Source organism: Rhodocaloribacter sp. (assembly GCF_056451265.1).
Genome location: NZ_JBWOPL010000070.1, coordinates 75,826 through 93,909, shown reverse-complemented (window position 1 = coordinate 93,909; position 18,084 = coordinate 75,826). Strand labels below are relative to the sequence as shown.

Annotated in this window: 14 protein-coding genes and 1 CRISPR repeat array; of the genes, 2 read left to right on the top strand and 12 right to left on the bottom strand. The window is 63.9% G+C overall.

Annotation, left to right across the window (positions count from 1 at the left end; translation table 11 throughout):
- Positions 1 to 6 precede the first annotated feature (6 nt).
- Positions 7 to 698: direct repeats of the CRISPR family, unit length 29 nt; unit sequence GTTTCAATACCTATAGGTGCAATTCAGAC.
- 316 nt (positions 699 to 1,014) lie between these two features.
- Positions 1,015 to 1,386 (bottom strand): YccF domain-containing protein, encoded by a 372-nt coding sequence (locus AC1HIY_RS12675; protein WP_479577112.1) that lies wholly within the window; start codon positions 1,384 to 1,386, stop codon positions 1,015 to 1,017.
- Positions 1,387 to 1,590: 204 nt separating this feature from the next.
- A complete protein-coding gene (locus AC1HIY_RS12670) occupies positions 1,591 to 2,382 on the bottom strand; it encodes an energy transducer TonB (protein ID WP_479577111.1) in 792 nt (263 codons plus the stop codon).
- Positions 2,383 to 2,684: 302 nt separating this feature from the next.
- On the opposite strand from AC1HIY_RS12670, the gene AC1HIY_RS12665 reads away from it, so the two are divergent.
- Together AC1HIY_RS12665 and AC1HIY_RS12660 are read left to right on the top strand one after the other, a co-directional pair.
- The gene (locus AC1HIY_RS12665) at positions 2,685 to 3,554 is read left to right on the top strand and encodes a hydroxypyruvate isomerase family protein (protein ID WP_479577110.1); all 870 of its coding nucleotides are present in this window, start codon (positions 2,685 to 2,687) and stop codon (positions 3,552 to 3,554) included.
- Positions 3,555 to 3,598: 44 nt separating this feature from the next.
- Positions 3,599 to 4,222, top strand: a complete 624-nt coding sequence (locus AC1HIY_RS12660; RefSeq protein ID WP_479577109.1) for a trimeric intracellular cation channel family protein — start codon at positions 3,599 to 3,601, stop codon at positions 4,220 to 4,222.
- Positions 4,223 to 4,234: 12 nt separating this feature from the next.
- Here the strand turns inward: AC1HIY_RS12660 and AC1HIY_RS12655 are convergent, their stop codons facing one another.
- The 10 genes from AC1HIY_RS12655 to AC1HIY_RS12610 all read right to left on the bottom strand — a co-directional run bounded on the left by AC1HIY_RS12655 (position 4,235) and on the right by AC1HIY_RS12610 (position 17,548).
- Positions 4,235 to 6,241: an LVIVD repeat-containing protein gene (locus tag AC1HIY_RS12655; protein ID WP_479577108.1), complete on the bottom strand. Its 2,007-nt coding sequence runs from the start codon at positions 6,239 to 6,241 to the stop codon at positions 4,235 to 4,237.
- 50 nt (positions 6,242 to 6,291) lie between these two features.
- The gene (locus AC1HIY_RS12650) at positions 6,292 to 7,002 is read right to left on the bottom strand and encodes a DUF305 domain-containing protein (protein ID WP_479577107.1); all 711 of its coding nucleotides are present in this window, start codon (positions 7,000 to 7,002) and stop codon (positions 6,292 to 6,294) included.
- Between the two features lie 466 nt (positions 7,003 to 7,468).
- Positions 7,469 to 8,275 carry a hypothetical protein gene (locus AC1HIY_RS12645; protein ID WP_479577106.1) on the bottom strand — a complete coding sequence of 269 codons (807 nt, stop codon included), beginning with the start codon at positions 8,273 to 8,275 and terminating at the stop codon, positions 7,469 to 7,471.
- 303 nt (positions 8,276 to 8,578) lie between these two features.
- Positions 8,579 to 9,472 (bottom strand): SDR family oxidoreductase, encoded by an 894-nt coding sequence (locus AC1HIY_RS12640; RefSeq protein ID WP_479577105.1) that lies wholly within the window; start codon positions 9,470 to 9,472, stop codon positions 8,579 to 8,581.
- Positions 9,473 to 9,697: 225 nt separating this feature from the next.
- A complete protein-coding gene (locus AC1HIY_RS12635) occupies positions 9,698 to 10,732 on the bottom strand; it encodes a proline iminopeptidase-family hydrolase (RefSeq protein WP_479577104.1) in 1,035 nt (344 codons plus the stop codon).
- A gap of 171 nt (positions 10,733 to 10,903) precedes the next feature.
- Entirely contained in the window at positions 10,904 to 11,581 is a 678-nt protein-coding gene (locus AC1HIY_RS12630; protein ID WP_479577103.1) for a metallophosphoesterase family protein, read from the bottom strand.
- A 28-nt stretch (positions 11,582 to 11,609) separates the two neighbouring features.
- Entirely contained in the window at positions 11,610 to 13,175 is a 1,566-nt protein-coding gene (locus AC1HIY_RS12625) for an exo-alpha-sialidase (protein WP_479577102.1), read from the bottom strand.
- 493 nt (positions 13,176 to 13,668) lie between these two features.
- Entirely contained in the window at positions 13,669 to 14,436 is a 768-nt protein-coding gene (locus tag AC1HIY_RS12620) for a ferrochelatase (protein ID WP_479577101.1), read from the bottom strand.
- Between the two features lie 233 nt (positions 14,437 to 14,669).
- A complete protein-coding gene (locus AC1HIY_RS12615; RefSeq protein WP_479577100.1) occupies positions 14,670 to 16,988 on the bottom strand; it encodes a serine hydrolase in 2,319 nt (772 codons plus the stop codon).
- Between the two features lie 308 nt (positions 16,989 to 17,296).
- Entirely contained in the window at positions 17,297 to 17,548 is a 252-nt protein-coding gene (locus AC1HIY_RS12610) for a hypothetical protein (RefSeq protein WP_479577099.1), read from the bottom strand.
- Positions 17,549 to 18,084: the final 536 nt, after the last annotated feature.

The window sequence follows — 18,084 nt, the reverse complement described above, 5'->3', positions numbered from 1 at the left end:
GGATTGGTTTCAATACCTATAGGTGCAATTCAGACCCGTTACCTCTGGCCGGAGATGCTCCGCGTTATCAAAGGAGTTTCAATACCTATAGGTGCAATTCAGACAAGAGGGAAGAAAAATTGTAATTCCTCCTTCGGGAAAAGGTTTCAATACCTATAGGTGCAATTCAGACTAGAAGACGCTGATTTCGTGCTTGCAGAAATGGATGGTACGTTTCAATACCTATAGGTGCAATTCAGACTTCGGGAAAGACCCCGTAGCGGACGGATGCTGTAAATGTTTCAATACCTATAGGTGCAATTCAGACCGAAAGAACGGCGGAAGTGATTGACATCGTCAGATGTTTCAATACCTATAGGTGCAATTCAGACCGGGATATCGTCTCGAAAGATCTGGGAGTCGATATCTCAGTTTCAATACCTATAGGTGCAATTCAGACGCTGGAAGAAGAAGCTAGATTTCGTCGCGCGCGTCAGTTTCAATACCTATAGGTGCAATTCAGACCTAATGGTGAGCAAGAAGATCAAGCTGAACGATCGCTTGGTTTCAATACCTATAGGTGCAATTCAGACATAGCTTGGTGGAAGCGTTAATCTCCCATCTGGGGTTTCAATACCTATAGGTGCAATTCAGACGTAGCGGCACAGAAACAGCACATCTCCACAGACGGTTTCAATACCTATAGGTGCAATTCAGACGGTATCCGATTTCGGTCCCGTTTCGGCCTAAATAAGGCAAAAAACGGGGTTGAGTCAAGGGGAAAGCAACAAAAAAACCGTCGGGGTCAAAAAGGCCATTTTACCCGGGAGGTCGACGGCATGAATTAAGTTGTTTTAAAACAATATTTTATGTCGAACGAGAAAGGCCTTTTCGGCGCAAAAGAGGCGGCGAAAGCGCGCAGGCGGGGTAGGGCGACGGCGGCGAAATGGAGTTATGTTCTTTTTAATCAATGATTTGGATGAAGTGGGGCTGACGCCGGGCGGAAGGGCGATTGCCCGGCCGAGACGCGGCCGTTCAGACGATCTCTTTCCCGAAAGGCATCAGGGCGAGGCGGGCGAGCTTCAGGTGTTGCCGGGCGAAGGGGAGGCCGATAATCGTCAGCGCGCAGAGCAGGCCGAAGACGAGGTGCGTCAGCGCCAGCCAGACGCCGCCGAAGAGGATCCACAGCACGTTCATCGTCACGGCGAGGCAACCCGTGGCCGCAGGCGTCTCCCGGATCTCCCGCCCGAACGGCGCCAGCCCGAGCACGGAAAGCTTGATGCACTGCACCCCGAACGGGATGCCGACGATGGTCAGGCATAGCGCGAGACCGCCGATGAGGTATTCAAAGAAAATGAAGATGCCGCCCCCGAGGGTGATCCAGAGCAGGTTGGCCAACAGTCGCATGAAACCTCCGCGTTTGGGCTGGAAAGAGAGGGCCGGCGATACGACCCGGGGTGAAGATACGACCCCGGGCGAAGATACGGCCCGGGGCGGCAGGAGATGCGCCGGAGCGGGGAAGAAAACAGGGAAAACGCCGCGGCTCCGTGCGGATTCGGAGCGCGCGGCGTTCGGGAGGGAAGCCGGGGCCCTGACGGGACGGGAAAAAGCCTAGCGGAGCTTGAACAGGATCGGCAGGCTCATGCGCACCTTCACGGGGCGCCCACGTTGCTTGCCGGGCGTGAACCGGGCGGAGCTGATCACGCGGAGCGCCTCTTCGTCGCACCCGCCGCCTATGCCGCGGATGACGGTGGCGTTCTCCACGCGACCCTGCTCGTTGACGACGAACTGCACGATGACGCGCCCCTCGACGCCCGCCTTCTTGGCCATCTCCGGATAGGTGATCTTCGCCTGCAGGCCCTTCAGCCCGCCGATGAGCACGGGCATCTCCTCGACCACCACGAAGATCTCCGGCTCCGGCTCTTCGACCTTCTCCTCCTCTTTGGGAGCGGGCGGCGGCGGCAGTTCGGCCAGCGGCTCGTCGAAGTCGAGCGTGGCGTCGAGGTTGAGGTCCACGTCGTCGAGCACCACGTCGTTCGGCACCTCGACGGGCACCGGCGGGCGCGGCGGCGGCGGCGGCTTGACCTCCTGCTGCGTCTGTTTGATCTCCTCGACCTGCACCACCTCCTGTTGCGCCAGCGTGATATCGAAGCCCTCGTCGTCGGGCCGGATCGGGGCGCGGAAGAGGAGGATCAGCGCCGCGAGGGCCAGGATGAGGCCGATCTCCAGATAAAGCCCATAGTAGCGCCGGAGGTTGGCGCGCGGATTTTTTTTGTGCAGAAACCCTGCCCCCTGTGAGCGCCGGGGCGCGGGTGCGGCGGCCGGCGGCTGCGAAACGCGGGCGACTTCCCCGTAGTCGTTTGCCGCTTCCGCCGGATGCTCGATGACGTTCCCTCGTTGCATGGCGGCCTCCATGGTCTGTGGTGAACAGGGATCCGGTCCGCCTTTCCGCGTCGCGCTCCCTCAAAAGCGGCCGGACGGGGTGGAGGAGCGACCCTTCGAGGCCGGAAGCTCTTCCGGGTTTCCCTCACGATACCATAGTAAAAGAAGAGCGTTGAGGTGTTGACAGTAAAGGTCGATGCGCCGTGTAAGGTTTGCATTGTTGGCGGTGTAAGGGAATCTCCCGCGCCCGTCGTTTCCGCGGCCTCTTGAGAAGCGTCTCGGCGTTGGCTACCTTCCGGCAACCCTCGCCATGCACGCGTCCCATGAAACGCCGCGACTTTGTCCGCGCCGGCCTCGCCGCGACGCCGGCCGCCCTCTTTGCTCCGGCCCGGAGCCTGCCGCCCGCCGCGTCCGTCGGCGCGGGGCGCCTCCGTCAGTCCGTGTGCAAATGGTGCTATCCCGGCCTTTCGGTGGAGGAGCTGGCCGTCGCCGCCGCGGCGATGGGGCTGCGCTCGGTCGAGCTCCTCGGCCCGGAGGACTGGCCCGCCGTGATGCGCCAGGGGCTGATCTGCGCGATGGCCAACGGCCCGGAGGCGCCCGAGGGCCTGCACTTCCTCAGGCACGGCTTCAACCGCGTCGAACACCACGCCTGGCTCGTTCCGGGCTATCGCAAGCGCCTCGCGGAAGTGGCCGAGGCCGGCTTCCCGAACGTCATCTGCTTCTCCGGCAACCGCGACGGCCTCGACGACGAGGAAGGCCTCGAGAACTGCGCCGCCGGGCTCGAGCGCATCCTCCCGATGGCCGAACGTCTCGGCGTGACGGTGTGCATGGAACTGCTCAACAGCAAGGTGGACCACCCCGGCTATCAATGCGACCACACGGCGTGGGGCGTCGCCCTCGTCGACCGCCTCGGGTCGGACCGTTTCAAGCTGCTCTACGACATCTATCACATGCAGATCATGGAGGGCGACGTGATCCGAACCATCCGGAACCACCGCGACTATCTGGCGCACTTCCACACGGGCGGCAATCCGGGACGGCACGAGATCGACGAGACGCAGGAACTGAACTATGCCGCGATCATGCGGGCCATTGCCGAGGGCGGCTTCACCGGATACGTGGCGCAGGAGTTCATCCCCACCCGCGACCCGCTGGCGTCGCTGCGGGAGGCGGTGGCGATCTGCGACGTGTGAACCCCGGGCCGCCGTCATTCATCCGGGCGCGAGGAGGACTTTCCATGCTGTATGCGGTCGATTTGCTGGGCACGTTCGTGTTCGCCGTTTCGGGGGCGCTTCAGGCGAACCGTCATGAGCTCGATTTTCTCGGCTTCATGGTGCTGGCCGTGGCCACGGGCGTCGGGGGCGGGATGATCCGCGACGTGTTGCTCGGGGCGACGCCGCCGGCCGTCTTCGAGGATGAGTTGTATCTGATCGTGTGTCTCGCGGGCGGGGCGCTCGTGTTCTGGGCCGCCCCGCCGATCGCGAAGCGGTGGAACCGCGTCATGGTGGCGGACGCCGTCGGGCTCGGCGTCTTCGCGGCGATGGGCGCGGCGAAGGCGGCCGCGTTCGGTCTCGGCCCGATCGGCGTCGTCATGATGGCGGCGACGACGGCCACGGGCGGCGGCGTGGTGCGGGACGTGCTCGTGCGCGAGGTGCCCGCCGTCATCAAGGGCGGCTTCTATGCCACGGCGGCGCTGCTCGGAGGCGCGGCGTACCTCGGCGCGGAAGCGCTCGGCCTCGGCGAACCGTTCCGCCTCGCCGCCGCGATGGTCGTCACCACGGGCCTGCGCGCCTGGGCCATGGCGCACAAGGTCAGCCTCCCCACGGCCCGTCGGACGCATGCGCCGGACGGGCCGGGATGAGACGGCCCCCGCTCAGCCAAGCTCGCGCACGACGGACGCCAGCTTCTGAACCTTTGCCGCATCGCCGGAGGCGCGGGCCTGCGCCTCGAGCGTGTCGGCGAGCCTGGTCAGCGCCGCGCGCCGGGCCTCGCCCGAGGCGGCTTCGGCGGCGGAGAGGGCCTGTCGGGCCGCCGCGACCCGGTCGGCGGCGAGGCCCTTCGAGCGCTCCAGCTGGTCCAGATAGGCCCGCGCCAGCGCAAACGTGGCGGGCCAGACGTACTTCGGCTGGCCCTGGGCGTTGAGGTAGTCGAGGCGGACCGTGTTGGCGGCGGCGATCTCGTTTTCGCTCAGGTACGCGCTCGGCGTCAGTTCGAAGACGTCGAGCCCTCGGGCGATCTCCGAGCTGACGAGGAGGCCGTTGTACCAGTAGACGGACCAGCTTCCACCCATCTCCATGTGATCGGCCGCGATGGGGCCGCGGTCGTGGAAAGCGATCTCCACGGGATGCTTCGGGTCGGTCCAGTCGAAGACGGAGATGCCGCCCTGGTACCATGCCTGCACCATCACGTCGCGTCCGGGGATGGGGATGAGCGAGCCGTTGTGCGCCACACAGTTCTCCATCGGGGTCTGCGGGGCGGAGAGCTTGTAATAATTCTGGAACCGCATCTTTCCGTCCTCGATGGTAAAGATGGCGTCCGCCCCCCATTCTTTCGGGTCGGTGGCCCGGCATTTCGGTTGCCCGCCGCCGCCCCATTCGTCGGAGAAGAGGATCTTGCTGCCGTCGTTGTTGAACGTGGCCGAGTGCCAGTACGAGAAGTTCGAGTCGGCGACGGCATCCATGCGTTTGGGGTGGATGGGGTCGGTGATGTCGAGCAGGAGGCCGTAGCCTTCGCAGGCGCCGCCGGCCCTTCCGATCTCCGGATAGAGCGTGATGTCGTGGCACTGGGTGGGGCCGGGTTTCGGTGCGGCGTCCTCGCCCTGGTCGTCCTCCTTGATGCCGAAGCGCTGTTTGATGATCTCGGGAAGCGCTTCTCGGAAGGCGGCGCTGTCGGCGGCGGTGGGCGCGTCGTTGCCGCGCTGCTTGGCGAAGGCCGCGAGCATGGGGGCCACGAAGCCGTCGGGCAAGACGCGCTCCTGCCCGAAGATCTCGACGATGAACGCGCCGCGGGCCCGCGCGGCTTCGATTTCGGCGAGGTCGTCGGGGGCCATGCCGTGCCGGGGCGGGGCGACGAGGCCCTCGAAGATGCGAGGCGAGCTGACGACGGCGGCCTGCTCGGGATGCGCCAGCGGCACCTTGATGATCTCGATGCGGAAGAGCGCCGAGTTGGGGTCCTCATCCGGCGGGGCGGCGGAGCACCCCGGCAACTCCTCTTCCGGGCGCACCGGGGCGGAGCCGGAGACGTAGACGTACACGTTCTCGTCGTCGTTCGGGTCCTTGAGCACCGAGTGCGTGTGGGAGCCGCGACAGGTCTGCACGTTGGCGACGTATTGGGGATCGCGGATGTCGGTGATGTCGAAGATGCGGATGCCGCGCAGGCGGTCCTTGCTCACCGCCTCCGGCACGCCCTCGGTGCCGCAGTCCAGACGCCCGCCCAGCCCTTCGCCCGAGACGAAGAGGAGGTTGCCGTAGACCGAGACGTCGCTCTGTGAGGCGGGGCAGACGTATGCCGTGACCAGGCTCGGCGAAGCGGGGTTCGTCAGGTCCCACACCTGGATGCCGTTGTAGTTGCCCTGAATGGCGTAGTGGTCCTTGAAGGCCAGGTCGGAGTTGGTGACGCCGAGGAAGGCCTCCGGGGGCGGGGTCGAAGAGAGCTTGCGCAGGTTCCAGATGGCTTCTTCGGCGTCGAACAGGCCCGCACGGAGGCCTACGCGCGGATCGGGGCGGGGGGCCACGGCCGGGGCAGGAGCGGGGGCGGTCATGGCGGTGGAGGCCGTCTGTGCGACGGGCCGGGGCGCGCACGCCGAGAGGCCCAGAAGGGCCACGGCAAGCAACGAGAGGGTCCAGGAAATCGGGCGGCGAAGGAAGACGTGGCCTTTCATAAAGGGGGCACCAGGGGATTGGAATGGGAAAAAGGAAGCGCGCCGAAACCTCACCGATCCCGGCTTTCACCGGAGAGCCGACGGAGCATACGCTCCATCCGGGCGATTTCGGTGCGCTGATCTACGTTGATGTCGGAGGCAAGTTTGAACGCCAACTCGTCCTGACCGGCGCCGTCGGTTCGGAAGAGTTCATCGACCATGCTGACGGCGCCGCGATGATGCTGGATCATGTACTTGAGAAAGAGGCGGTCGAAGTCCGGGCCGCGCGCGGCGTCGAGCTCGCGCAACTGTTCGTCGGTGAGCATGCCGGGCATGTGCATCATGTGCTCGTCCACGCCGGAGACCTTCAGCGTGAGCCCGTCGATCTCGATCTCGGGCACGACCTGCCCGCGCGCGCGGAGCCAGTGCTGCATGGTGGCGATCTCGTCCCGCTGTGCGTTGAGGATCCGGGCCGTGAGCGTGCGCACTTCCGGGCCGGCGTCGTGCGTGGGGGCCAGCGCCGACATGACCAGCGCCTGCGCGTGGTGGACGATCATGCCGGTCATGAATCGGACGTCGGCGCTCGTGAACCGGGTGCGGGCGCTGTCGCGACGCGCCCAGTAGAGCGACTCCAACTCGGCCGTCGCGCCGGTTGCGGTGTCGGCCTCCGACGGGGGCGATGCGGCGGGCCCGGTAGCCGGCGGACGCGTGCTGCGGCATCCCCCCACCATTGATCCCAGAAGTATTGCCACCGCCATCCAACCCGCACGCCGTATGTTCATCGTTCTCTCATGCTCCATGTTGACGGGCGACAAGATACACATTTGTCGATGCGTTGGGAAGGGCAATCAGGGAGGAAGAACAACAGGGGCGAGGACCTCCACCCACCCCCGAACAATGGGCGCATGACGAATGGCGCTTTGCATCGTATGTCTCCTGGAGGTAAGCTCCGTTTTTCGCTCAATATCGACGATTTCTGAAGTCTTGCACGCGCCCAATGCGGAACCCCTTCCCTCCTTCGGAGGACTCCCCCCTGGGCAAGGGGAAGCATCACGGAGCGGATTGGAGGAGTGGGAGGCGGTTCATGAAAGCCCTGGAGATCCTCCCCTTGAGAAGGGGAGGTGGCCCCGGAGGGGTATTGTTTGCTTCGGTTTGCAGGGTCGTATGGGGAACCCCGTCCCTTCTTCGGAGGACTCCCTCTAAGGGGGAGGGTTGCGAGGCGGGGTTGGAGGCGGTCCATGCGCACGGTCAAACGCGCGTGCCTCGTCCGGCATGCGCAGGGAGTCGTTCCGGTTCGTCCATCTCCGGCTGTCCGACCGGCTCCGGAGTCGGTTCGTTGGCCGGGAGCCGGGAAGAGGAGGTCGACAGCGTGCGATGAAGCTGGTTGGCCAATCTCTTGAGCCGTTCCTTTTCGCGTTTCGTCCACGAGGAAACAAACGCTCGGGTGATTGCAAACGTCCCGATCACGCTTCCGGCGGCGAGCGCGAATTTCATGAGGTCGAGCGGTTCGGAGAGCAGGACGAGCGTGAAAAAGACGCTCAAAAGCAGGGGCGCCGCGTACAAGATCGCGAATGCCCCATAATGCTTTTTTATTTGGATCGACGTGCGGTCATCCTCGGGACGGATGACAACCTGCGTTTTCTGGAAATTGACGCCGTTCGGACCTTCCCCCGTATAGTGCGCCCACTCCCGCAGGCTTCCCATCCGGTCGATTTGCCCCTTCTTGCCGGTGAATGCCCGGAGTTCCATCACGACCTGCTTCCATTGCTCCTCGGTCATCGTCTCGTTGACGACTCGCGTCTGGTTGATGACGAAGGGACGACCCAGCAAGCTGAAGGCTCTGCCCGAACGCGGGCGGTCCTCGAACTCGAGCGCCGCCGTTCGTATGTACTCCGTCGGAAGACCCAGCTCCGCGGCGATGTGCTCGATCTCTTCCAGCGAGAGGCCGCGCTCCGGGGCGCCCGTCGCCTCTTCATGCAGCTCGGTCGCGCGCTGGATCAGTGCGCCGATCTCTTTTTCATTGTAACTGCGTCGGGCGGGGGGGCCGTGGTCCATGGATGGCGACTCTCTTCGTTGGTTGGAGGTGCTTCTACGGAGCGGCTCTCTTCCGGTTGCCCGGCGCGCGATCCCGCGACTGATGCGGCTGAGGGAGGGGCATTTCTGAAAACCGCAAGCAGCGTCATGCACGTCGCTCATCCAGGCCTACGCTCGAAAACGGATCTCCGGAGTCGGAGATGACCTGTTTTCGCGGCGTATGGTGGAGCGGTCGGGGCCGCTTCATCGGAGCAACCGAAAGCGGCCCGGAGGACGGGGTTCGACACGTCCTCCGGGCCGCCTTGTGCGGGGAAAGCATTCCCTTCAGTTCGCCTTGAGGGTTGCGAAGGAGGTGAAGCCTGCCGCCTCCAACACTTCATTGTCGAAAGGCTCGACGGCTGCATTGCGCGCCTGAACGCCGAAGTCCACCCCCACAACCGAGCGGAAAGGACGAGAACCGGCGTCCATTTCGACGAGTTCGACGAGCCGATCCGCGAGCAGGTCCGGATCGGTCGGGATGGACGGATCGCGGAACAACCCCTCGAACATCCCCTCCATCGCTGCGAAGGTTTCATGCACCACCTCGGGATAGCTGCCGGCGCGTCCCTCGGCATCCACCGGCCGCTGCATGCCGGGAAAGAGCTCCGTGGTAAAGGGGCCGGGTTCGACGACGACCACATCGATGCCGGATGACGCCAGCTCGGTTCGAAGCGCCAGGGAGTATCCCTCCACGGCCCATTTGCTCGCGTGATAGATGCTGTAGAACGGAACGCCGAAGCGACCGGCGATGGAACTGAGGTTGATGAACAGCCCGGATCCGCGTTCTCGCATGGCCGGCAGAAAGGCCCGCGTTACGCGATGTATACCCACCAGATTGACATTGAGCTGGTTCATTAGCTCCTCTGCCGTAAACGCTTCCGTGATCCCTACGAACATCTGTCCCGCGTTGTTGATCACGACGTCGGGCGCACCCGACTCCGCCAGCACTTGCGAGGCAGCCGCGTCAACCGACGGGGTCGAGGTCACGTCCATCTCCAGCACGCGCAGGTCAAGGCCTTCGGCGGCAGCCCAGTGCTTCAGCGTCTCGGCTACGGAGGCGTTTTTGCCTTCGACGCCGCGCATGGTGGCGTATACGCGATCCCCCTTCCGGGCCAGTGATTCCGACACCAGACGGCCAAACCCGGAACTGCTTCCGGTAACAACGATAGTCTTGCTCATTTAATATGCCTCATGAGGTTTGTGGTTGATGTTGCGCGGAGGAGCATCTGCGCGAAGGTGGTCTCTTGTGTCTGACAGGTTTATTTTCGAAATGCCTCTGAAGGTGTCCACGTCTCGCGCGGCTTCTCGGGCGTCAACGGCCGGATCCGGCGTCGGCCGTAGCGGCAGCTGTTGAGGGGGGCGTCCTTTTCGCAGAGTCGAGCGTCGGTTGCTCGGGGCGCTCGTTCAAAAACGCCCGGCGTCCACGTCGTGGACGAAGCGGATGACGCCGTCGACGTACGTTTGCTGGTCGTCGTACATCGCCATGTGGCTGCCGTTGGGGCAGAAGAGGTAGCGTCCCCGTTGCACCTTGTCCGCCATCATCTCCATGTGCGCCGGGTCCATCGTGTCGTACCGGGCGCCGATGACCAGCGTCGGCACGGCGATTTTTTCCAGATCGGCCGTTCGATCCCAGTGGAGGAGCTTTCCGCCGGCTCCGAGTTCGCTCGGTCCCTGCATGGGGACGTAGATCTTCGGATTGATGTGCGCGAAGGCCCGGTTCACCGGGTCGGGCCACTGGTCGGCGGGCATGCGCAGGATGTGCTGTTCGTAGTGATGGGGGACGAGCAATTCCATGTAGCGCGGGTTGTCGGTGTCGCCGGAGGCTTCCATCTCCTTGATCTCCGCCAGCACCTCCGGGTCCATGGCGGGCATGAGCACGTTTTCGGCGTATTCATTGTAGGCCGGGATGCTCGCCATCATGTTCGAGATGATGAGTCCCTTGAGGTTTTGCTGGTATTTCAGGGCGTACTCGATGGCCAGGATGCCGCCCCACGAGTGTCCGAGGAGGTAGAAGTTGTCGGCATCGAGGTTCAGGGCCTTCCGCACCTGCTCGACTTCCTCCACGAAGCGCGAGGTCTCCCACAGTTCCGGCGCGTCCGGCTGGTCGCTGTAGGCCGAGCCGAGTTGGTCGTAGTAGTAATACTCGATGCCGGCGGCGGGGAAGTAGCTGTCGAACGCTTCGAAGTACTCGTGGGTCGCGCCCGGACCGCCGTGGAGCAGCAGCACCTTTACGGTGGGGTTGTTGCCGATGCGTTTGGTCCATACGCGAAAGTCGCCGGCGGGCGTTTGCACGCGGATCAGCTTCACGCCTCCGCTGAGCACGTCGTCTCGGCCGGAGTAGTCGAGATACGCTTCGGTCGCGCCGCGATGCGGCTCGGAGCCGGGGTTGCAGGCCGCCCAGAAGAGCGCGACCACAGTGAACAGGGCAAATCGCTTCATGAAACACTCCAGCCTGGTTGATGCAACAAAAGAACCCATCCGGGCTTCACGGGCCGGGTAGACGGCCTTCTCTTCTTTAAACGATGCTCTTTCAAAATCGGCTCATCGGGAGGAAGAAGCAACGCCGATTCTGCCGGATCCGGGTCATGAGGCGCAGCGGGCAATCCCGGCTCAAGACGTGGTCAGCGCAAGGCGCTTTGCTCGAAGCGCTCGGGCATCATCGCTTCCGAGGGCGGACGCCGCACGTTTTTCATGGCGAACGCTTCCGCCCGGGGATGGTCCGCCGCGCGTCACCCGTCGAGCGCCCGGCTTCCCGAACGGCATCCCGACGCTCCCCACGTTCCCCACGCAGACCTTCCCGACCCGCCGGTCGAGCGGAATGTGCGTGTGACCGCAGACCACCACCGCGGCATCGACGGGCTCGAAAACTGCTCGGAGCCGGTCTTCAGGCGCCAGCCGGGTGAAGCGTTCGGCATCGCTTCGGGGGGTGTGGCAGAAGAGCACCACGCTCAGGTCGGGGACGTCGAGAGTGAGCGTTTGCGGCCAGCGCGCGTGATCGTCGGAGAGTTGCTCAGCCGTCCACCGCATGACCTCGTGGAAGGGCTCCGGGATGGTCTTGCTCATGGCGCCTTCCCGAGCGGCGAGCGCTTCCCGCGCGCCGTGGCCCCGGATGAAGCGGACGGGGCGTTCGAGATGCTTCAGCGCAGCCGGCGTCTCCCCGGCATGGGACCGGGGAGGACGTCCTCGCCCGACCACGACCGGGTCCACCGAGACTTCCCGAACGTCCCGGTGGGCTGCCACGAGCGCCGGGCGGTTGCCGTGGATGTCATAGAGGGCAGCATTGCGCATGGCCGGCGGGGAGGAATCGAACCGGCGTTCACTTCACCACTTCCATCATCCGGTACTGCACGAGCCGTCCGGCCTGAAGGCGATAGACATACACACCGCTGGGGAGGTGCGCCGCCGAGAAGTCGAAGATGTGCGTTCCTCCCGTGAAAGGGCGGTCCACCACCGTGGCGACGATTCTGCCCAGGACGTCGAAGATGCTCAGGTTAACGTGCATGGAAACGGGGATCGAGAAGGTAATCCGGGTGGAATGGTTGAAGGGGTTGGGATAATTTTGATTCAGACTGAGGTCGTCGGGTGGGGGCGCCGAGGCGGGATCTGTGTCGGTTCGCACCACCGGCGACCGCTTCCGGTAGTATACACGGAGGCCGGAGGAGGTCGGTTGTGTGCTCTCGTAATTGATCGCGTAGCTTCCGTCGGGCAAGAGTATCCCGGCCTTGAAACCGATTGTGAGCGTGTCGTGGTCGGTTGCAAACTCCGGCGCGCTCCAGGTGAGCCCGCGGTCCGTGGAATAGCTGAGCACGACATCGGCGCGCGCCTGCCCACTTCCGAAGTCGAAGTCTCGCTCGTCCTTCCACATGCACCACAGCGTATTCCGCACCGGATCGTACAGGTTGCCTTCGGTCAGGTGGCTGCGATACAGCGGGTCGGAGAGCGGGCGTTCGGTCCAGGTGGCTCCGAGGTCGGTGCTCACGGCATAGTGCACGCCGGCAGAGAAGGGACTGAAGACCGGATACCGATGAAAGAAGAGGTGGAAATTGTTTCGGTCATCAATGACAACGTCCGGGTCGCTGTCGGTGTGCGGTGTTTCAATCATGGGGACGGGCGGGCTCCAGTGGGCTCCGCCGTCGGTGCTTAGAGCCATGAGCACGTCCCACTGGTTTAGGGTGGAAACCGAGTCCCTCCACACGATGGCCAGGGTGTCCCCGGCGGCGTCGAACCGGCCCCGGGGGAACGCCGAGTGATGGCCGTCCTGGTCGCTCAAGGGGAGGGGAGGGCTCCAGGTTTGCCCTCCATCCGTAGATCGGGTATAGAACACCTCCATCGTTTCCCCGAAATTACCGTCTCCCTCATGCCACATCACATGGAGCCGGTTTTCCCGGTCGATTGTCAGGTGTGTGGACTTGAAGCGGTTGTACAGGGTATACGAAGCGACGCGGACGGTGTCCGAGAGGAGCGTGAGGCTCGTGTCATATCGGGCAATGAACAGCGCGCCGGGAAGATGGGACGAGAAGAGGACGTACAGGTTGTCGTCGGCATCCATCTCCAGCTTCGGACTCGCGCCGCCGATGACCTCGGACATGGGGGCGATAGGGATCGGCGTTTGCCAGAGGAGGCCGTCATCCGAATAGGTGAGGTAATAGCCCAGCGTGTTATGCGTATCCGGGTCTTCCTCCTCCGTGGCGATGAACACCCTGCCTCCGGAGGAAACGGCCATGTTGTTGTACAGGACGCCGCGCTGAGAGGCTTCCGGATTGGCGAGCGGGAGCGCAACTTCTTCACTCCACTCCGGCGCGACGCCGTGTTGTGCCAGCCCGCCGCGCGCGAAGAGGACAAGCTCCAGAGAAGCGACGAGCGCAAAGGTAAGAATCCGCATCGTAGAAACAACGAGTTGGGTGTGCCCGTCCCCCGAAGCTTCCCGGAGACCTCCAAGGTCGCATGTTTTGCACCGACGGCTCACACACCTTCTTGAGAAACGAGCAGCCGTGTCGATCGGGAGGAAGGGGCCTTTCCGGGGCCGGCGCCCTCCCCCTTTATCGCTCGGAACGGCCGAGACGGTTCGGGAGAACATCAACGAGTGTGCCGGTTCTTCAGCGAATGCTCCGGAGGTAAAATAAATATCATTTATCTATTAGAAACGAATACTTTTTGTTGTGAAAAGGGGAGGAGAGTTGATCAATGCCCTTCGGACAGGGTGTAATTTTTTCCGGGAAAGAGTTTCCGAATGACGGTCTCGAAAAGGGGCGAAGCATACCCGGTAGGCCTGCAGGCTTAGAATCCGCGCATCCGGTTCCGGAGTTCGTCTTGCGTACAAGGCGCTCACAGGCAACACATTCGCCCGATCCGGATGTTCGCTGACCGGATTGCATCTACGAGGCGTGGTCCGGGAGGCCTTCCTGGTTGCAATACGACGTGAGGGCGTCGATCCAGGCCGGGTGGTCGTTCAGGCAGGGGATCAGGCGCAGGTCTTCGCCGCCGGCTTTCAGAAAAGTCTCGCGCCCGCGCAGGCCGATCTCTTCGAGAGTTTCCAGGCAGTCGGCTACGAAGGAGGGGCATAGAACGAGCAATCGCTTGACGCCGCGTTGCGCCAGCCGTTCAAGTTCGCGCGCAGTGGCCGGCGCCAGCCAGGCATCAAGGCCAAGGCGCGATTGGAAGGCCACCGAGTAGCGCTCTCTGGAAATCCCCAGACGGGTGGTGAGCGCTTCCGTGGTGCGATAGACCTGGTGGCGGTAACACGTCGCGTGCGCTTCCGAAGGCACGATACAACACGCATCGTGCCTCAAGCAATGGACGCCGGTCGGGTCTGTTTTTGTGATGTGTCGCTCCGGCACGCCATGATAGCTGAAGAGCAGATGGTCGTAGTCCCATTTCAGGCTTTCGGCGGCGCTTTCCGCGAGCGCCTCGAGGTAGGCCGGGTCGGCATAAAAGGGCGGCATCACCTTCAGCCGAGCGTCCGTTCCCATGGCTTCCAGGACCGCCCGTGTTTGATCCACGACCGTTTGCACCGTGGCCATGGCGTAGTGCGGATACAGCGGCACGAGGAAGACGTCCCTGACGCCCTGATCGAGCAGTTCGGTCAATGCGGTTCTGATGGACGGTTTCCCGTAACGCATGCCGAGGGCAACCGGTCGATCCAACCGTCGGCGGATCGCCGGGAGACAGATGACTTAGAGACATGATCCTGTACGCATGGTTGCGGTACGGCAGTGCGTCGGGGTTTGTCTCGAAACGCTCCAGATCGGGGCCGTATCCGGGAGGCTCCGGAATCCTCTGAAAGATCACATTTTCGCTTCGAAAGGGGGCGTCGGGCAAGGAGTAGCGAGTTCGTTCGGTTTGACGAAAGGGACATCCGGGGATCGTCCGCCGCGCGTCACCCGTCGAGCGTCTCGAAGCTCAGGTTCAGGATGGGATAATGCCGCCAGTCCTTGTAGTCGAAGTGCCACCACTCCTTGTCGTAGACCGTGAAGCCGTTGGCTTCCATGGCGTCGCGGAGGAGTTCGCGGTGGCGGCGGGCGCGTTCGGAGCCGCCGGGATAGTCGGCATAGGCGCGGGGGGTGAACTCGTCGTATCCGCTCGGCATCGCCACGGGACGGCCCGTGGCGAGGTCGTAGAGTCCCACGTCGGCGGCGCAACCCCGGTTGTGTCGGGAGCCGTGGGCGGGGTCGGCCACGAAGTCCTTCAGTTCGTCCGGCGTGGCATCCCAGAACATTTTCGTCACGGCCCAGGGACGATAGGCGTCATGGACGATCAGGCCGAGGCCGTGGGCGTGGAGGGCGGCGTTGGCGCGGACAAGCGCCTCGGCGGCGGGACGCTGGAGGAAGGCGCGGGGCTCCTCATAGAAAGCCGCGCCCATGAAGTTGTTCGTCGTCGCATACCGGATGTCGAAGCGGAGCGAGGGATCGAGCAGGGCGAGGTCCACGAGGTCGGGCGTGCGGAAGTCGCCCGTCTCTTCGGGTGGGGTGGCGGCCAGGGCCTCGGCGCGCAGTTCGTCGATCGGGCGCACCGGGGTGATGCGGAACGTGTTGCCTGGATCGGGGGGCACGGCTCTCCGGTGAAAGACGACGCCTTCGAGCGAGGCGGCGGTGGCCCGCCCGGCGGCGTCGCGGGTGAAGGTGAGGGTCTCTCCCGTATACAGCCCGTAGTCGGGGAACTGGTACACGTCGGGGGAGACTTCGGTAAGGGGGTAATAGAAAAACCATTCGATCAGCGCCCAGGGCCGCCCCTCGCGTTCGAGGACATAGAGGGTGTTGTGGTCCCACCCGTATTCGCCGATGAGCCCTTCGAGGGCGGGCTTCGGCGGCGGAGGCACGGGCGTGGGGATGCGGTGGAAGACGCCGTCGTCGGCGAGGAGCGAGTCGCCGCGCGGCAGGAGGCGGTAGCCGTGCCCGAGGCGCGCGTCGGTCACGAGGGTGTCGCCGCGCGCGTGGAGGCGGAGGCGCTCGGTTCCGTTGAAGAGGAGGAGTCGGCCGTCGCGTTCGATGAGGTCGATCGTGTGGGGGCCGGCGTACCGTCCGTCGAGCCGCCGGGCACGGGCGGAATCGACGGGGTCGAGGCGCTCGAAGTCGGGAAGGGCGCGTCCGTCGCGCTCGGCGAGGAGGAGGCGGAGGGCATAGTCGCCGATGCGGTCGACGACGTCGTTCGTGGCGTCCATGTTGTCCACGAGGGCGACGCCGAGCTTACGGTCGGGGAGGGCATAGACGCGCGTGGCATAGCCGTACATGACGCCGCTGTGCTGCACGCGCCGCTCCCCTTCGAAGTCGGACACGTAGAACCCGATCCCGAAGCCGTTCGCGCGTCCCGGCTCGGCGAAAGCGACGGTCCACATTCGTTCGAGCGTCTCCGGCGCGACGATCCGCCCGCCCGGCCCCTCCCCGCCCGCGAAGAGCGTCTGCAGGAAGCGCGTCAGGTCGGTCATCGTCGTGTACAGCCCGGCGGCGGGCATCATGCCGAGTTCGAAAACCGGCGCTTCGAAGACGCGTCCGTCGTACGTCCACATGTAGCCGGTGGCGAGGGCCTCGCGGAGGTCGGGGCGCGGCGTGAAGGCGCTCTTCGTCATGCCCATCGGCCCGAGGATCTCCCGCGCCATGTAGTCGGCGAACGGTTCGCCCGTCACCACCTCGACGACCCGCCCCGCCACGCTCACGCCCGCATTCGAGTATTTCGTGCGCAGGGTGGGCGGATACACGATGCGCGAGCGGTTCAGGCTCTCGACGAGGGCTTCGAGCGAAGGCTCGGTGGGGTCGAAGTAGTGGCCCACGGGCGGCTCGCGGACGAGCCCGGAGCGGTGCGCAAGCAGTTGCCGGAGCGTGATCGGCGTGCCGAAAGGGTTCGCCGGGTGGAAGTCCGGGAGGTAGTCCGTGATCGGCGCGTCGAGGTCGAGCGCGCCTTGCTCGACGAGCCGCATGACGGCCGTCGCGGTGAAGAGCTTCGACACCGAGGCGACGCGGTAGACGGTCTCGCCCGTCGCCGGGATTGCCCGCTCGGGGTCCGCCTGCCCGAAGCCCTTCGCCCAGAGTATCCGCTGATCTTCGACCACGGCGATCGAGAGCGTGGGGATATCTTTGTCCGCCATCTCATAGGCGATGTAGGCTTCGAGTTTGTCGAAGACCGGGCTGTGCTCCGGCGCCTCGGCGCACCCGCCGCCGAAAAGCATGCAGATGAGAACGGGCAGAAACAGGCGGAGACGCATGGGCCGAGGGGGATGATGAGCGGTGGAAGAGGATAACGATTCCTCCGGCATCATGGCAAGGGAGAACAGGATCGGCGTCCTGGAGCTTCCGGCGTTGGGCTCGCGTCATGGGGCGCACTGCCTTCGCCGTCATGGGCTCGCCCTCTTCGGCCGTTCGGGGCGCGGAGCGTCCCCGGTGGCGTTCCCACGCAGCGCATGGGAACGAGCGCTTCAGGAAGGATGTCGCCATTCTCCGAATGAGCGTCCGCAGGGGCGACCGGCGGTTCGCCCGATGCGTCACGAATGGCGTATCGCCGGGAAACGAGCGCTTATGCAGCCTGCACCGTGACGGCGTCCGGGTCCAGTTCGACGCGTTTGACGGACAGGCCAAGCGACCGCGTCTTTTCTATGGCATTGCGGATGGCCTCCTCCATAGAGGGCGCGTCGAGATGCACGTAAAGAACCGGCGTTCCATTGACGAGAGCCGGGGAAACGCGGCCTTCGAAATGGGTGAACACCCGTTCTTCTTCCGCTTCGGTAGGAGGAGCCTCCAGGATCAGTTCGAAATGATACGTTTTCATGGCCGCCTCTTTTTAGCAGTGTGCACAGCGATCCACGGTGCGTCGTAAGTCTTGGGCATGCGCTTCGGGAATGGCCGGTGTTCCATAAATCGTAAACCGGCAACCCTCACGGTTTTCAAGCGGGCAATAAAGCTTTCCCCACGCATGGCCTTTCCCGGTGGCTTTCTCGAATCGCCATCCCTTGCTCACGGCATATTCAATGGCCGCGCGAATGGTTTTGTTCTTGTGCTTCGGGATGGCCGCCATATGCTCCCCATCGTTTCGAAGAAGAATAACGAACGTCCTTGCTTCGTTTCAAGACTGAGCGCGCATCAAACACACACCCTCGCATTGCTTCGACGTCTTCGGACGTTCGGGACGCGGGTATGTGTTTAGCGCAGGGTATTTTTCATTGAAGTCCCATTTCAGCCGTTTTTACCCCCTTCCGTGTCATGCTGAACTTGTTTACTTCGTCAGTCGGCTGCGCCTCGTGTCAGCATCTCCGCCTCACCCGAGATCCCGAAAGATCCCGGATCAGGTCCGGGGCAGGGTTCGGG

Coding starts and splice junctions, on each gene's coding strand:
- AC1HIY_RS12675 (WP_479577112.1), bottom strand. CDS start 1,386: ATGCGACTGTTGGCCAACCTGCTCTGGATCACCCTCGGGGGCGGCATC.
- AC1HIY_RS12670 (WP_479577111.1), bottom strand. CDS start 2,382: ATGCAACGAGGGAACGTCATCGAGCATCCGGCGGAAGCGGCAAACGAC.
- AC1HIY_RS12665 (WP_479577110.1), top strand. CDS start 2,685: ATGAAACGCCGCGACTTTGTCCGCGCCGGCCTCGCCGCGACGCCGGCC.
- AC1HIY_RS12660 (WP_479577109.1), top strand. CDS start 3,599: ATGCTGTATGCGGTCGATTTGCTGGGCACGTTCGTGTTCGCCGTTTCG.
- AC1HIY_RS12655 (WP_479577108.1), bottom strand. CDS start 6,241: ATGAAAGGCCACGTCTTCCTTCGCCGCCCGATTTCCTGGACCCTCTCG.
- AC1HIY_RS12650 (WP_479577107.1), bottom strand. CDS start 7,002: ATGAACATACGGCGTGCGGGTTGGATGGCGGTGGCAATACTTCTGGGA.
- AC1HIY_RS12645 (WP_479577106.1), bottom strand. CDS start 8,275: ATGGACCACGGCCCCCCCGCCCGACGCAGTTACAATGAAAAAGAGATC.
- AC1HIY_RS12640 (WP_479577105.1), bottom strand. CDS start 9,472: ATGAGCAAGACTATCGTTGTTACCGGAAGCAGTTCCGGGTTTGGCCGT.
- AC1HIY_RS12635 (WP_479577104.1), bottom strand. CDS start 10,732: ATGAAGCGATTTGCCCTGTTCACTGTGGTCGCGCTCTTCTGGGCGGCC.
- AC1HIY_RS12630 (WP_479577103.1), bottom strand. CDS start 11,581: ATGCGCAATGCTGCCCTCTATGACATCCACGGCAACCGCCCGGCGCTC.
- AC1HIY_RS12625 (WP_479577102.1), bottom strand. CDS start 13,175: ATGCGGATTCTTACCTTTGCGCTCGTCGCTTCTCTGGAGCTTGTCCTC.
- AC1HIY_RS12615 (WP_479577100.1), bottom strand. CDS start 16,988: ATGCGTCTCCGCCTGTTTCTGCCCGTTCTCATCTGCATGCTTTTCGGC.
- AC1HIY_RS12610 (WP_479577099.1), bottom strand. CDS start 17,548: ATGAAAACGTATCATTTCGAACTGATCCTGGAGGCTCCTCCTACCGAA.